The sequence below is a fragment of the Marinobacter profundi genome (assembly GCF_002744715.1).
GTDB classification, from domain to species: domain Bacteria; phylum Pseudomonadota; class Gammaproteobacteria; order Pseudomonadales; family Oleiphilaceae; genus Marinobacter; species Marinobacter profundi.
In genome coordinates this window covers 507,428-521,103 of sequence record NZ_KZ319368.1, presented here as the reverse complement: position 1 = coordinate 521,103, position 13,676 = coordinate 507,428, and the positions used below count along the sequence as shown (strand labels likewise).

At 61.3% G+C, this 13,676-nt stretch carries 15 protein-coding genes, 1 tRNA gene and 2 riboswitches; of the genes, 12 read left to right on the top strand and 4 right to left on the bottom strand.

Features of this window, described 5'->3' with window-relative positions; all coding sequences use genetic code 11:
* The first annotated feature begins 37 nt into the window (after window positions 1-37).
* The 12 genes from CLH61_RS05325 (at window position 38) to CLH61_RS05270 (ending at window position 8,497) form a co-directional block, all read left to right on the top strand.
* Window positions 38-535: an OmpH family outer membrane protein gene (locus CLH61_RS05325; RefSeq protein ID WP_099613650.1), complete on the top strand. Its 498-nt coding sequence runs from the start codon at window positions 38-40 to the stop codon at window positions 533-535.
* 54 nt (window positions 536-589) lie between these two features.
* Entirely contained in the window at window positions 590-1,615 is a 1,026-nt protein-coding gene (lpxD, locus tag CLH61_RS05320) for a UDP-3-O-(3-hydroxymyristoyl)glucosamine N-acyltransferase (RefSeq protein ID WP_099613649.1), read from the top strand.
* A 12-nt stretch (window positions 1,616-1,627) separates the two neighbouring features.
* On the top strand, window positions 1,628-2,065 hold the full coding sequence (gene fabZ / locus CLH61_RS05315) for a 3-hydroxyacyl-ACP dehydratase FabZ (RefSeq protein ID WP_099613648.1): 438 nt from the start codon (window positions 1,628-1,630) through the stop codon (window positions 2,063-2,065).
* Entirely contained in the window at window positions 2,065-2,856 is a 792-nt protein-coding gene (lpxA, locus tag CLH61_RS05310; RefSeq protein ID WP_099613647.1) for an acyl-ACP--UDP-N-acetylglucosamine O-acyltransferase, read from the top strand. Before fabZ ends, lpxA begins: the two co-directional genes overlap by 1 nt.
* A gap of 9 nt (window positions 2,857-2,865) precedes the next feature.
* A complete protein-coding gene (gene lpxB, locus CLH61_RS05305; RefSeq protein ID WP_099613646.1) occupies window positions 2,866-4,047 on the top strand; it encodes a lipid-A-disaccharide synthase in 1,182 nt (393 codons plus the stop codon).
* A complete protein-coding gene (rnhB, locus tag CLH61_RS05300) occupies window positions 4,044-4,724 on the top strand; it encodes a ribonuclease HII (protein WP_099613645.1) in 681 nt (226 codons plus the stop codon). Before lpxB ends, rnhB begins: the two co-directional genes overlap by 4 nt.
* Before the next feature lie 71 nt (window positions 4,725-4,795).
* Window positions 4,796-4,872, top strand: a tRNA-Met gene (locus tag CLH61_RS05295).
* Between the two features lie 326 nt (window positions 4,873-5,198).
* Window positions 5,199-5,621: a roadblock/LC7 domain-containing protein gene (locus CLH61_RS05290; RefSeq protein WP_143752090.1), complete on the top strand. Its 423-nt coding sequence runs from the start codon at window positions 5,199-5,201 to the stop codon at window positions 5,619-5,621.
* 39 nt (window positions 5,622-5,660) lie between these two features.
* Window positions 5,661-6,017: a roadblock/LC7 domain-containing protein gene (locus CLH61_RS05285; RefSeq protein WP_099613643.1), complete on the top strand. Its 357-nt coding sequence runs from the start codon at window positions 5,661-5,663 to the stop codon at window positions 6,015-6,017.
* A 72-nt stretch (window positions 6,018-6,089) separates the two neighbouring features.
* A complete protein-coding gene (locus CLH61_RS05280; RefSeq protein WP_099613642.1) occupies window positions 6,090-7,034 on the top strand; it encodes a hypothetical protein in 945 nt (314 codons plus the stop codon).
* 22 nt (window positions 7,035-7,056) lie between these two features.
* A complete protein-coding gene (locus CLH61_RS05275) occupies window positions 7,057-7,596 on the top strand; it encodes a GTP-binding protein (RefSeq protein ID WP_099613641.1) in 540 nt (179 codons plus the stop codon).
* Window positions 7,597-7,669: 73 nt separating this feature from the next.
* Window positions 7,670-7,758: riboswitch (glycine riboswitch) on the top strand.
* A 1-nt stretch (window position 7,759) separates the two neighbouring features.
* Window positions 7,760-7,857, top strand: a riboswitch (glycine riboswitch).
* Window positions 7,858-7,879: 22 nt separating this feature from the next.
* Window positions 7,880-8,497 carry a trimeric intracellular cation channel family protein gene (locus CLH61_RS05270; protein WP_099613640.1) on the top strand — a complete coding sequence of 206 codons (618 nt, stop codon included), beginning with the start codon at window positions 7,880-7,882 and terminating at the stop codon, window positions 8,495-8,497.
* 17 nt (window positions 8,498-8,514) lie between these two features.
* Here the strand turns inward: CLH61_RS05270 and CLH61_RS05265 are convergent, their stop codons facing one another.
* From CLH61_RS05265 to CLH61_RS05250, 4 genes are read right to left on the bottom strand one after another with little or no spacing between them, the layout of a single operon-like run.
* Complete coding sequence (locus CLH61_RS05265; protein ID WP_228152538.1) at window positions 8,515-9,996, bottom strand: amidase; 1,482 nt, start codon at window positions 9,994-9,996, stop codon at window positions 8,515-8,517.
* Window positions 9,993-10,997, bottom strand: a complete 1,005-nt coding sequence (locus tag CLH61_RS05260) for a hypothetical protein (protein WP_099613639.1) — start codon at window positions 10,995-10,997, stop codon at window positions 9,993-9,995. The genes CLH61_RS05265 and CLH61_RS05260 overlap by 4 nt, the downstream gene beginning before the upstream one ends.
* Before the next feature lie 51 nt (window positions 10,998-11,048).
* Window positions 11,049-12,257, bottom strand: coding sequence for an acyl-CoA dehydrogenase family protein (locus tag CLH61_RS05255; RefSeq protein WP_099613638.1), 1,209 nt, complete (start codon window positions 12,255-12,257; stop codon window positions 11,049-11,051).
* Window positions 12,258-12,276: 19 nt separating this feature from the next.
* A complete protein-coding gene (locus CLH61_RS05250) occupies window positions 12,277-13,584 on the bottom strand; it encodes an acyl-CoA dehydrogenase family protein (RefSeq protein WP_099613637.1) in 1,308 nt (435 codons plus the stop codon).
* Between the last annotated feature and the right edge of the window lie 92 nt (window positions 13,585-13,676).

Here is a 13,676-nt window from a genome sequence, read left to right as displayed (position 1 = left end):
GTGGCGGGACAGATTGACAACAATGAGGAGAAGAAACATGTTCAGGATGCCCCTGTTAGCCGGCCTGCTGGCCCTGCTGGTAGCCGTACCCGCGGCTGCGGAAACGCGGATCGGCGTAGTGGATCTGCGTCAGGCGCTGTTCTCATCCAACGATGCCAAGGCCTTCAGCGAACAGCTGCAGAAGGATTTTTCCGGGGATGAGTCCGAGGTACGCCAGGCCCAGGAAGCGGCCCGCAAACTGAAGGAGCGGCTGGAAAAGGATGGTGCGATGATGAACGAATCCGAGCGCACCAAGCTGGCCGGTGAATTCCAGGAAAAGGTGAAGGAGTTCAACTTCCTCAAACAACGGCTGGACTCCACGGTGGCCAACCGCAAGCAGGCGTTCCTGGAAGAGGCCCGGCCGGAAGTGGATGCCGCAGTCAAAGCGCTGCTTGAAGAGCATAACCTGGACCTGATCCTGCCGGCCGAGGCGGTGGTGTACGTCAAGCCGGAGCTGAACCTGACGGACGAGCTGCTGAACAAGCTGAACCGCTGATAGTATGGCCGGGGATCACCGGAGGGTGGTCGCCGGGTTGCGACGGAGTAAGACATGAGCTCTGAGAGTTACCGGCTTGGCGAGATTGCCGAAGCGCTGGGTGCTGAACTGCGGGGTAATGAGGACACCCGCATCAGTGGTATTGCCACGTTGCAGGCCGCCCAACCTGGTCAGTTGTCGTTTCTGGCCAATCCGGCCTATGCCCGTTACCTTGCTGACACCCGGGCATCGGCGGTGATTCTGGCACCGGCTATGGCGGACCAGGCAACCGGCGATGTGCTGGTGCTGGATAATCCCTATCTGGGCTATGCCCGCCTCAGCCACTGGTTTGATCCGGCCCCGGTGCCCGCGCCGGGAATTCACCCCAGCGCGGTAATTGCTGCGGGCGTTGCCATTCCGGACAGTGCCAGTATCGGTCCGCTGGCGGTGCTGGAGGAGGGTGTTGAAATTGGTGAGCAGGTGGTTGTCGGCGCCGGTTGCGTCGTGGGTGCCCGTTGCCGTATTGGCGCCGGTTCAGTGCTGAAGCCCCGCGCCGTGCTTGCCCACGACGTCATTCTGGGTCGGCGCTGCCACATCCTGAGTGGTGCGGTGATCGGTTCCGACGGCTTCGGTTTTGCCAACGACAAGGGGGTCTGGAACCGGATTGCCCAGATCGGTCGTGTGGTGCTGGGGGACGACGTGGAAGTGGGCGCCAACACCACCATCGATCGCGGTGCCCTCGAAGACACCGTGATCGGCAACGGCGTGAAACTGGATAACCTGGTGCAGATTGCCCACAACGTGCGCATCGGTGACCACTCCGCCATGGCCTCCATGGTTGGTATTGCCGGCAGCACCAAAGTCGGGCGGCATTGTGTATTCGGAGGTGCCGCTGGTATTGCGGGGCACCTGGAAATTGCCGATCAGGTCCATCTCACCGGGATGACCATGGTCAGCGGCAACATTGATGAACCAGGGGTGTACTCCTCGGGTACCAACGCAGATAAAAACCGCCAGTGGCGAAAGAACGCGGTTCGTTTCCGTCAGCTCGACGACATGGCTCGCCGGCTGCGCGAACTGGAAAAGAAATTGGAAGGCTGAGGCCGTTTGCTGATGATGAAAGTTGAAGAAATCATGGAGTACCTGCCCCACCGCTATCCGTTCCTGCTGGTGGACCGGGTGACAGAGGTGGAGAAGGGGGTATTGATTACCGGCTACAAGAACGTGACCATCAATGAGCCGTTCTTTAACGGGCATTTTCCCGGCAAGCCGGTGATGCCCGGGGTGCTGATTATCGAAGCCATGGCCCAGCTGTCCGGAATCCTCGGCTTTGTGACCGCTGACAAGAAACCTTCTGACGGCGTGATACACTACCTCGCGGGTTCCAACAAGGCGCGCTTCAAGCGCCCGGTGGTGCCGGGAGACCAGCTGCGCCTTGAGTCCAGGCTGATCTCCGGCAAGCACGGAATCTGGAAATTCGACTGCCGCGCACTGGTCGGTGACGAGGTTGCCTGCGTAGCAGAAGTGATGAGTGCTGAGAGAGACGTTTAATGGCGACGAATAACTGGTCGGGAGTCCATCCGCAGGCAATTGTAGATGAGTCGGCCAAGCTGGCAGACAACGTAACTGTTGGCCCCTGGAGCTACATCGGTCCCGGTGTGGAAATCGGTGAAGGCACCGAAATCATGTCCCACGTGGTGATCAAGGGGCCCACGGTCATCGGTCGCAACAACCGCATCTTCCAGTTCTCCAGCATCGGTGAGGAGTGCCAGGACAAGAAATACGCGGGCGAGCCCACCACTCTGGTGATCGGTGACCACAACGTCATCCGTGAAAACTGCACCATTCATCGTGGAACCGTCCAGGATCGCGGCGAGACCCGCATTGGCAGCGGTAACCTGCTGATGGCCTATGTGCACGTCGCCCATGACTGCATCGTTGGCGATAACACCATTCTGGCCAACTGTGCGACCCTGGCTGGCCATGTCACCGTGGGTGACTGGGCGATTCTGGGTGGCGGCACCATGGTGCACCAGTTCTGTCACATCGGGCCCCACAGTATGGCCGCCGGTGGCAGTATCGTACTCAAGGACATTCCGGCCTATGTGATGGCGAGCGGACAGTCCGCCGAGCCCCACGGTATGAACGTGGAAGGTCTAAGACGTCGCGGTTTCAGCAAGGACGCCCTGCTCAACCTGCGCCGTGCCTACAAAGTGATCTATCGCCAGGGCCTGACCACCGAGCAGGCGCTGGCAGAACTCGAACAGAACTTTGCCGACCTGCCGGAGCTGGTTCCGCTGATCGAGTCATTGCGTGGTACCGACCGCGGCATCATTCGCTAGGATGGCCCGGTGACCAGTCAGCTTTCCGGGGTTGTCAGCAATCGCAGGATCACCGTCGGCATCGTTGCCGGGGAGGCGTCAGGGGATATCCTTGGCGCCGGCCTGATCCGCTCTCTCCGCGCCCGATACCCCAAGGCCCGCTTTGTCGGCATCGGTGGTGACGAGATGGTTGCCGAAGGTTTCCATTCCCTCGTGCCGATGGAGCGGCTGTCGGTAATGGGGCTGGTCGAGGTGCTGGGGCGCATCCGCGAGCTGTTCAGCATCCGCGACCGGCTGATGGATTACTTCCTCGCCACGCCGCCGGACGTGGTCATCGGCATTGATTCTCCGGACTTTACCCTCGGCGTTGAGTTGCGGTGCCGGCAGGCGGGCATCCGTACCGCCCATTATGTCAGTCCCTCGGTGTGGGCCTGGCGGCAGAAGCGGATCTTCAAGATTGCCCGTGCCGTTGACCTGATGCTGACGCTGTTTCCCTTTGAAGCCCGGTTCTATGAAGAGCACCGGGTGCCGGTGTCGTTTGTCGGTCATCCGCTGGCGGACCGGATTCCCCTGGAACCGGATACCATGGCTGCCCGTGAGGCATTGGGGCTGGATAAGGCGGCTCCGGTGCTGGCGATTCTGCCGGGCAGCCGGGCCGGCGAGGTTGAGCGTCTCGGTGGCCTGTTCCTGGAGGCGGCGCGCTGGCTTCAGCAGCGCCGCCAGGACCTGCAGCTGGTGATTCCCTGCGTCAACCGGGAACGGGAGAAGCAGGTGAGGGCACTGGTGGAAAGCCTCGGCGTGCAATTGCCGGTCACCATCATTCGCGGTCGCTCGCGGGAGGTGATGGCATCGGCCGACGTGGTGTTGCTGGCGTCCGGTACTGCCACCCTGGAAGCCATGCTGCTGAAAAAGCCGATGGTGGTGGGGTACCGCCTGAGCGGGTTCAGCTACGCGCTGTTGTCCCGCCTGGTCAAGGTGCCTTATGTGGCGCTGCCCAATCTGTTGGCCCGGGAACAGCTGGTGCCGGAACTGCTGCAGGATGATGCGACACCCCAGGCATTGGGTGAAGCGGTACTGGAGCGGCTGGAAAATGAAGCGGAGCGCCGCCGGCTGGCGGAAGCGTTCACCGCGCTGCACCTGCAATTGCGGCAGGATGCTGATGAAAAGGCTGCCAGTGCGATTGCCGGCCTGCTGGAGCGGGAGCTGGCATGAGCAAAAAGCCGTCGCTGCCGCCGTTCACCTGTGACTATACCGGCTGGCGCCTGGCCGGCGTGGACGAGGTGGGGCGCGGTCCGTTGATTGGTGCCGTGGTGACGGCTGCCGTTATCCTCGATCCGGCCAGACCCATTGCGGGCCTGGCAGACTCCAAAAAGCTCAGCGAGAAACGTCGCGACGCCCTCTACGAGGAGATCCTCGACAAGGCGGCGGCCTGGAGTGTCGGTCGCTGCGAGCCCGATGAAATCGATCGCCACAACATCTACCAGGCAACGATGATCGCTATGACCCGCGCCGTTGACGGGCTGGCGATCGCGCCGGAATACGTCCTGGTGGACGGTAACCGCTGCCCGAAGTGGCGCTGGCCCTCCGAGCCGGTGGTCAAAGGCGATGGCCGGGTTGCCGCTATCAGTGCTGCCTCCATCATCGCCAAGGTTACCCGGGACCGGGAAATGGCCGAACTTGAGGCCCGCTATCCCGGCTACGGACTGGCCAGGCACAAGGGCTACCCGACCCCGGACCACCTCGAAGCGCTCTACCGCCTCGGTGCGACCCCACTGCACCGCCGTTCCTTCCGTCCGGTTCGCGAAGCCATTGAGAGGGCCGGCATGAACAACGCCGTCGAAGCGACCGCTGAATCCTTCCCCTGCGACCTGTTCGAAGATTTACGTTGACAGGCCCGGAAAACATCCTTAATATACGCGCCACGTTGATCGGGGTTACCCCCGAAAGACAACCAGTTTGATGCGGGGTGGAGCAGTCTGGTAGCTCGTCGGGCTCATAACCCGAAGGTCGTAGGTTCGAATCCTGCCCCCGCTACCACTATTGAAATAAAGCCCGCTTATGCGGGCTTTATTGCTTGTAGCACCATTGAAAAAAGGCCAGCGATCGTTGGCCTTTTTGCGTTTTGACCCACTCAAAACTCCCGCATTTCGCACGAGCTCTGAACCTTCCTCTCCTCGACGCTCTCTTTTCGGCATTCTGACCTCGATATTTCCGGTCACGGCTTCCTGGCGTTTTCTCTTGCGGCTAAAAAACTGAATATTCCAGCGACATAAACAGATCCGGATAATTGCCCAGGCCGTAATTCTGCCACCGGTCACAATTCATGGTGACTATTACCTTCTCCCTTATGATAGGTTCTGGCAGTGCAAGTTATCGACAAGCAACCAAAGATGAATGCCGTGGAGCGGTTCGGTGGTCCGTGCCAGTTGGTGCTGGAACGCCAGTTGGGCGGTCATGCCTCCTGTGTCTTTGCGTCTGTCACAACGCTGGACGGCAGGTCCGTAGCTTTTATCGCCGCCAACGATTCTATACAGCACACCCGTATTGCGGCTCTGGGCTGCTCGGTGATGTCTCTGAGTGAGGCATTCGGGCGGGAGATTCTCAAGAGCCAGTGTTCATACAACGTGATCGCCACCAATCACGGTTCCATTGTAACGGTTCGGATTCCCTGCGAGACCCCCCGGTTTGCGCTGTCTGTATGCGTGGACCACGGCGAGAACATGGCTATGGCGTTGCGCATGACGCTGGACTCAGCCAAGGCACTGGCCCAGGTCATTGACGCGTAACACGAAATACCAACCAAACTGAAGAAGGCAGTACTCACAATGGCAAAGATAAACCTCGAAACCCTTCGTGAAATGGACGGCTATGTGGCATCGGCTCTGGTCGACCTGGACAGCGGAATGCTGATGTCCGGCGATGGTGCGGGGGTTGACCTCGAACTCGCTGCGGCCGGTAACTCCGAAGTACTGAAGGCCAAGCGGAAAGTGGCCAGCAGCCTGCAGCTCAACGACAACATCGAAGATGTCCTGATCAGCCTGACCAAGCAGTACCACCTGATCCGTCCGCTGGAGAGTAATCAGCAATTGTTTCTGTATGTGATTCTGGATAGGTCCAGGGCGAACCTGGCCATGGCGCGCCACGACCTGAAACGCTTCGAGAAAGAGCAGGATTTCTCGTAACCGGCTGTTTCGGGGGAGGACCTGGAGACCAGGCCCTTTGCTGTAGAGATTCACTGACGGGAGGCTATTCCATTGAATATTGACATACGTGTTGCGGGTACGGGTGAAGACCTGCAGAAAAGGCTCCGGCTCGCTTCGGGCCTCCTGCTGGCGCACAAGATTCGCAGTACGGTCCGGGACTGGGATGGGACCCGATGCGATTGCGTGGTTGTAACCGGCGATGATCTGTTCGGTCAGCGGGTCAGAGCCTACGCCGCCCTCAAGCAGATCCCGGTACTGACTATTACCCGGGCCAATGACACCTTTGATCCGGCAACCAACACCATCGGAGACGGCGCGCCGCTGAACCTGTATGTGCGGGCGTTTCTGGCCATTCTGCAGGCGGGCGATGCGCTGTCACGGGCCCGCGCGCCGGTCGCCTCCGGCGAAGACCGGATCGGATTGCTTGCCCTGTCCCGGGCATTGGCGGATCGCGAGGGCGATCTGCTTGCGATGGTGGACGGTATTGAAGTGCATATTTTGCAATCCTCCGGGCACGTTGCGGCACGATCGCAGCAGGACCTCGAGCAAGCCAAGGATCAGCTGGGCTCACCGGGCTGGCAATTCAGGGACAGCAACGGCAAGCCTTGTGACAGCTGTTATTTCGAAAGTCTCGATATCTTCATGATCCGGGCAGGAATCCGATACGGCGGGATGCTGCCGGCGTTCCCGGTTGCGGAGTACCGGTTGGGATGTTGGCCGGATCTTGGTACGGCACCGGATCTTGTGGATCCGCTACGCATTGCCAGCCTGGTTGCCAAGGGCCACCGTAGTCTGGATGAGCTGGCCGGCCTGACCGGCATTGATCAGTCACAGGTTTCGGGCATTCTCTGGGGATTCCGGGCGGCGTCGCTGCTGGTTCCGGAAGGGCGGCGGGACACCCTGGCCAGTCGGCCCGAATCAAAAGCCCGGATGCCATACGCCAATGTGTTTCAAAAACTGGCCTCAAGATTCGGACTGTTCCAGAAGTCCTGGTAGGTCGCCCTGTTCCGGAGAGTAAATGATGGAAAATCCTGATTCGGCTGCCGTGAAGCTGGTGATTGCCGGGCCGGTCGGTGCCGGTAAAACCACGACCATACGCAGTCTGTCCGAGACCGAGCCGCTGTCGACGGAAATGCCGATGACTGAAGCTGCCATGGGGGACAAGACAACGACGACTGTCGCCTTTGATTTCTCCACCGTTATGCTGGATGAGGAGGTGCCGCTCTTCATCTACGGACTGCCGGGCCAAAGCCGTTTTCAGCACATGTGGCCGATCATTCTGGAAGGGGCGTTCGGGGTGGTTCTGGTGCTGGATGCCAGGGATGAAGCGCTGGAAGGGACCTGCCAGGAGTGGCTCGGTGTGCTTGACGAGATCGTGCCGGGGTTACCGGTGGTAATTGGTGTTACCAAAACCGACACGCTTGAAGCCCCCAGCCTGAGATCTCTGCGATCCGCCCTGGCCTCGAAAGGCATTGTCTTGCCGGTGTTCACATTTGATGCCAGGAACAGGGAGCAGGCAAACCATGTGATCCGGGCCTTGCTTGCAACCATGGCGTAGCGCGGGACGCCCGGCATCGAGCCAGGCTCATGGCTCGGCGCACTCGACGCAGGGAGGTCCGGGCCTTATAATCCGCCACCTCGCAGGAGAGAGGGTGCCCGTGCACCCCGCCGAAGGCGCAAACTCCCATAAACGCTCAGGCTCATGTACTGCGACCTATCATCAACAGCCGACTGGAGAGAGACTGCCCGCGCAGTCCACCGAAGGGGCAAGCAGGGGTTTCCCTGTAAACTCTCAGGTATCAGGGACAGGGGGAGAGGCCGCATGAACGCAGGAGTCCTGTGTGCTGACCTCTATCTATCTGATTGCCATTACGGCCGAAGCCATGTCCGGAGCGCTTGCTGCCGGGCGACGCAACATGGATCTCTTCGGGGTCGCTGTTATCGCCTTTCTGACCGCCCTTGGTGGCGGTACCGTACGGGATATTCTACTGGGTAACTTCCCGGTAACCTGGACTCAGCATTCCAGCTATATCTACCTCACCATCACCGGTGGCCTGGTGACCATTGTTATTGCGCGCTTCATGCGACACCTGCACCAGCTGTTTCTGGTGCTGGATGCCATTGGCCTGGTGGCCTTCACGGTAATCGGCTGCAACGTGGCGCTCAATCTCGGCTACCAGACACCGGTAATTGTGATGTCCGGCATCACCACCGGCATCTTTGGCGGTATCCTGCGGGATCTGATGTGTAACCGCACCCCCCAGGTACTGCGCCATGAGCTCTATGCCAGTGTGTCGCTGGTGGTCGCCCTGGTGTACCTGTTCCTGCTGCGCGAGGGTATCGATGACGACATCACCCTGTTGGCGGCGTTCAGCCTCGGCCTGCTGCTGCGGATGTGTGCCATTCGCTGGAAGGTGTCGTTACCGGTGTTCAGTTACTCCCAGGCCCGCTGGCAGTGATCCCGGGAGTAGGCCGTTCAGAAGCCTTCCGGCGGGTGGAATCCGGCCAGTCCTGCCTTTTCGAGTAAGCTGGCGAAGCCGATCGTAGTCAGGTCCATGCCGGGTGCGCCGATTACCTGGATACTGTAGGGCAGGCCCTCCCGGCTGCGGCCCACCGGCACCGAAGTCGCCGGCAGTCCCAGCAGGGTGGCCAGGGCAATCCAGCAGAACTGATCCATATAGGCGCGCTTCCGGCCGTTGACCATGATGGTCCGCTTGGTGGGAGGATGACTGTGGTCATGGCGGATCGCGGTTGTCGGGGTAATCGGGGTCAGCAGGACGTCGAATTCCTGGAACAGCTCGTCAATCTGCCCGCGCATTTTCTCCCGGGTTTCGTTCCAGCTCAGCCACTGGTGCACCGGCTGGTTGACGGCACGGGCGTAGTCGCGGACACCGTGGGTCATCGGGGCGAGGCGGCGGAGCAGGGGTTCAAGGCGACCGATCCAGGCCATCTGGCGCCGCTGGGCCGGAGTCAGCGAGGCACTGATCAGGCTGCCCAGCAGGTTGAAGTACGCCGGCAGAATATGCGCCATGTCGAGTAACGGGTGGCGGGCCTCCGCCACCAGGGCGCCCTGTTGTTCCAGTTTGGCGGCGAAGTTCCGGTAACCCTCGACCAGTTCATGGTCGACCGGGCACAGCGGGTCTTCCAGCCAGAGGCCAACCCGGGCTTCGTTAAGGGCGCCCAGCCTGGACGGTGCCATGGCCAGCTGCCAGCTGCGGCTTTCCAGTGGCCGGGGCCCGGCGATGACGTTGAGCAGCAGTTCCAGATCGTCCGCTGTCCGGGCGAGCGGGCCGCCTTCCACCAGGTCAGGCTGGCTCAGGGTACCGGGCGGGCCGGGAATGTGACCACGCATCGAGACCAGGTCCCGGGTCGGCTTATGGCCGAACACCCCGCAAAAGTGGGCAGGTGTGCGTATTGAACCTGCCAGGTCACTGCCCACTTCCAGTGGTGTCAGGCCCGCGGCCAGGGCGGCAGCGGCACCGCCAGAGGAGCCGCCGGAGGTGTGATCGCGGTTGTAGGGGTTGGTGGTGACGCCAAACAGCTTGTTGTAGCTCTGGATATCCATGGCGTACAGCGGCACGTTGGTCTTGCCGATGATGATGGCGCCGGCGTCTTCCAGCCACTGCGCGATATCGGCATGGTGGTGTGGATGGTAGTCTGCCATCGCCGGGGCGCCGGCGGTACAGGCCATGCCCGCCACTTCCCAGGTGTCTTTCAGGGTCAGTGGCAGGCCGTGGAGCGGGCCGATCAGGTCACCGGCGGCCCTCAGTTCGTCTGCCCGCCGGGCCCTGGCCAGCGCGCCGTCCCGGTCCAGAGTCACGACTGCGTTGACGTCACCGTTGTGCCGGTCAAACCGTTCGAACAGGGTGGCTACCAGGGCTTCACTGGTAAGTTCGCCGCTCGCCAGAGCCGTCAGCAATTGGCGGGCAGAACGGTAATGCAGAGGTTGATCGGTCACAGTTGTTCTCTCCAGTATTTGACCCGTACCTGTCCCTTGATGGCATCGATGACTTCGATGATCAGCTGGATCAGGGCTTCGTTCTGTTCTTCGGGTTCGCCTTCGGCGGTCGGTGTTGGCAGGAAGACATCGACGATATCTTCAATAAAGGCATGGTTGGACGCCGAGGCCAGGTCTTCCAGAATCTGATGGATCACGTTGGCAACAATGTCGCCGACCGCTTCCTCCAGCGTCTCCTGGATGGTGGGGCCGACTACCGGTAGCAGGCGCAGGCGTGACAATTCGAGATTTTCCTTGAGGGCGACGTCGACCCGGTCTTCCAGGTAACTGCGCAAGGCGCCCCGTTTCGGGACATAGCCTTGCCGCGCGGCCTGGGCCACCCGTTCGGATATCCAGTCGGTGAGCATCGCCCGGCGGGGGTGCAGGATGTCATTCTGGATGCGTTCAAACAGCGGTGAACCACGCCTGACCTCTTGCTGAACCCCGGACAATACCTTGAGCACGATGCGGTCTGACAGCTCCTCCATAAAGGCTTCGTAGTAGAAGTTGAAAAACCGGTAGAGCCGGGTCTGGGTAACGTCGATGATCTTGTACTGGTGCAGGCGATAGATGATGGAAATGACCCGCAGGATCCGCAGGAAGCGCAGGCTGCCGACCGGGATGCAGCCCACCAGGTCATACCAGTGAATAAACGGGTAGAAGTACCAGCGGTCGTAGATGCTGGCTTTGATGGCATAGCCCCAGCGCAGCACGAACTCGGCGAGGAAGATGCTGACGAAGATCAGGTCGTAGAAGATGAAATTTTCATGGATCGGGTGATAGAAGTCCCGCAGGGCGCCGGCATGCTCGGCCAGCAGGTTCTCGACCGCGGCAAAACTGTAGATCGAATCGAAAATGATGAGGGCCATGTTGATCATCAGCAGGCCCAGCATCACGAAGTCGATAGTGAACCAGATCAGCTGATGGCTTTTTCTCAGGTTTTCGCGGTTGATGTGCAGCATTCGGTTACCCAGTTACCTGTCAGGGGCTATGTAAGTCCCTGACAGAGTAGCTTATTTGAGCTCTGACGACGACTTGCCCAGGAGCCTGCGGGCAATGATCAGGAGCTGGATCTGCTGGGTACCCTCAAAAATATCGAGGATCTTCGAATCCCGTGCCCATTTCTCCAGCAACTCGGTTTCGCCGTAACCCAGGCTGCCGCACAGCTCGACGCAGCGCAGGGTTATGGCGTTACCGACCCGGCCCGCTTTGGCCTTGGCCATGGAGGCTTCCTTCGAGTTGGGCTGGCCGTTGTCTGCCATCCAGGCTGCCCGCAGCGTGAGCAGGCGGGCGGCTTCGAGTTCCGCTTCCAGCAACTGGAGTTCGCGTATCACGGCGGGCTGTTGCCAAGTCTGAAGCTGATAGTCCGGTTCGAGGCCCACGGGGGCCAGCAGCTCACGGGTTTTCTCCAGTGCTGCACGGGCCAGGCCAATGGCCATGCCCGCAACCACCGGGCGGGTATTGTCAAAGGTTTGCATCGCCCCGGCGAAGCCCTTGTCGACGCTGATTTCCGGGTCTCCGAGCAGATTTTCCTTCGGTACACGGCAGTTGTCGAAGCGGATGGCCGCGGTGTCTGACGCACGAATGCCGAGTTTCTTCTCGAGCCGTACTACGGCCATTCCCGGCGTGCCTTTTTCGACCACAAAGGATTTGATGGCGGCCCGGCCCTTGCTCCGGTCGAGAGTCGCCCAGACCACCACTGCGTTGGCGCGCTCACCGGCGGTGACATAGATTTTCTCACCGTTGATCACGTAGTGATCGCCGTCCAGGGTCGCCGTGGTGCGGATGGCGGCGGAGTCGGAACCGGCGCCGGGTTCGGTGATGGCCATGGCCGCCCAGGTGTTGCCAAGCCGTGCCAGCTGCGCTTCACTGGCGACGGCGGCAATGGCGCTGTTCCCCAGCCCCTGGCGGGGAATGGACAGTGCCAGGCCGACGTCGCCCCAGCAAAGCTCGGTCAGCCCGAGTACGGTTTTCATGTTGGTGCCGTTGACGTTGCCTTCACTGGGCTTGCCACCGGAGCGGGCCAGTTTGCCGGCGCCGGCACCACCGTCGGCGGCGCCGTCGTTCATGCCGTCCATGATGGCGGCGAACATGTCCAGTTCCTGCGGGTAGGCATGTTCCGCCAGGTCATATTTTCGGGAGATGGGCCGGAACACCGACCGGGCAACCTGTTGTGCCTGGTGGACAATGGCACCGAACTTGCGGGGGATTTCCAGATACATGATGGTTTCTCCTCGGGGCTCAGGCGTGGACGCCGCCGTAAAGGGTGGCGACCGATCGCAGGTCCCGGTACCAGCGCTCTACCGGGTGTTCCCGGACAAATCCATGGCCGCCCAGCAGCTGGACGCCATGACTGCCTGCCGCCACCGCCTTCTCGCTGCACAGCAGGTGGGCCAGGCAGGCTTCCCGGTGGAAGGACTGGCCGGTTTCGGCGCGGGCTGCGGCCCGCCAGGTCAGCAGTCGCATGCTGTCGGTTTCGATCGCCAGGTCGCTGATCATGAAGGCGACGGACTGGCGATGACTGATGGGTTCGCCAAAGGCTTCCCGTTCATTACAGTAGGGAATGACGTAGTCCAGCACCGCCTGGGCGCTACCGATGGCGAGACCACACCGCAGCAATGTTCCGAGGTCGAGCATGGCCTGATAATCGAAATCGTCACCGCCCAGTAATGCATCGGCCGGTAACCGGAGGTCTTTGAACTCCAGTCGGGCCAGTTTGGCGGCCCGCAGGCCCATGGCCGGGTCGGGCTTGACCCGGATGCCATCGGTGCCCGCCGTTTCCACCAGGAACAGCCGTGGCCGGCCGTGGAGTTCGGCGGCCACCAGGATCAGATCGCTCTCCGCCCCGAGGACTACTCCGGACTTGAAGCCGTTGAGGCAATAGCCGGAACCTGTCACGGTGGCGGAGGTCGCAGGTTTCAGCGGATCAAACAGCGGGGTGGGCTCATCAATGGCGATGGTGGCCAGTGGCGGGGATTCCTCGCAGAATGCCGGCAGGTAGCGGGATTGTTGTTCGCCGCTGCCCCACCGGGTAATCGCCTGAGCTACGCTAAAGGGAGCGAGCAGGGCGGAGGCCAGGCCCATGTCGCCCCAGGCCAGTTGTTCGGCGATCAGTACGCTGGTAACCGGTGAGGCGGTCTCTGCGACACCGCCAAATGCCTCGGGCACGGCGTACAGGGTCAGCCCCAGCTCAGCGGCCGCTGCAAACAAGCCGGCCGGAATGGTGGCCGCCTCGTCCGCCGCGGCTGCGGCAGGGCGCAGGGTATCACGGGCGAACCGATGCAGACTGTCGACAATCATCTGCTGGTCTTCGTCCAGCGTAAGGTTGAACAGGTCGGCGGGCGCTTTGGCGGGCAGTCGTTGTTTGGGTAGCCATTCGTTGACCCGACGGAACTCGCGTCCCGCCAGGGCCAGGGTGCGGAAGCCGGCACGGGTGCCCTGGTAGGCGGTTTTCTCGACGACGGGCCGCAGGCCGAGGCGGTCCAGCCAGGCTTGGCCGGCAACACGGTTCATCAGGGACAATGCCAGGCCGATGGGGTCCCGGGTCATGGGTACACTCCTTTCGTGTTCGCAGAGGCAGGTTGCTCGGGAGGGTTGTGATGATCATGGGTGTGATGGCAACCGGAGCCATTGGCAAGGCC

Excerpts from the sequence above, each read along its gene's own strand:
- CLH61_RS05250 (WP_099613637.1), bottom strand. The coding sequence starts at position 13,584 with ATGACCCGGGACCCCATCGGCCTGGCATTGTCCCTGATGAACCGTGTT.
- fabZ (WP_099613648.1), top strand. The coding sequence starts at position 1,628 with ATGATGAAAGTTGAAGAAATCATGGAGTACCTGCCCCACCGCTATCCG.
- lpxA (WP_099613647.1), top strand. The coding sequence starts at position 2,065 with ATGGCGACGAATAACTGGTCGGGAGTCCATCCGCAGGCAATTGTAGAT.
- CLH61_RS05255 (WP_099613638.1), bottom strand. The coding sequence starts at position 12,257 with ATGTATCTGGAAATCCCCCGCAAGTTCGGTGCCATTGTCCACCAGGCA.
- rnhB (WP_099613645.1), top strand. The coding sequence starts at position 4,044 with ATGAGCAAAAAGCCGTCGCTGCCGCCGTTCACCTGTGACTATACCGGC.
- CLH61_RS05325 (WP_099613650.1), top strand. The coding sequence starts at position 38 with ATGTTCAGGATGCCCCTGTTAGCCGGCCTGCTGGCCCTGCTGGTAGCC.
- lpxD (WP_099613649.1), top strand. The coding sequence starts at position 590 with ATGAGCTCTGAGAGTTACCGGCTTGGCGAGATTGCCGAAGCGCTGGGT.
- CLH61_RS05275 (WP_099613641.1), top strand. The coding sequence starts at position 7,057 with ATGATGGAAAATCCTGATTCGGCTGCCGTGAAGCTGGTGATTGCCGGG.
- CLH61_RS05285 (WP_099613643.1), top strand. The coding sequence starts at position 5,661 with ATGGCAAAGATAAACCTCGAAACCCTTCGTGAAATGGACGGCTATGTG.
- CLH61_RS05260 (WP_099613639.1), bottom strand. The coding sequence starts at position 10,997 with ATGCTGCACATCAACCGCGAAAACCTGAGAAAAAGCCATCAGCTGATC.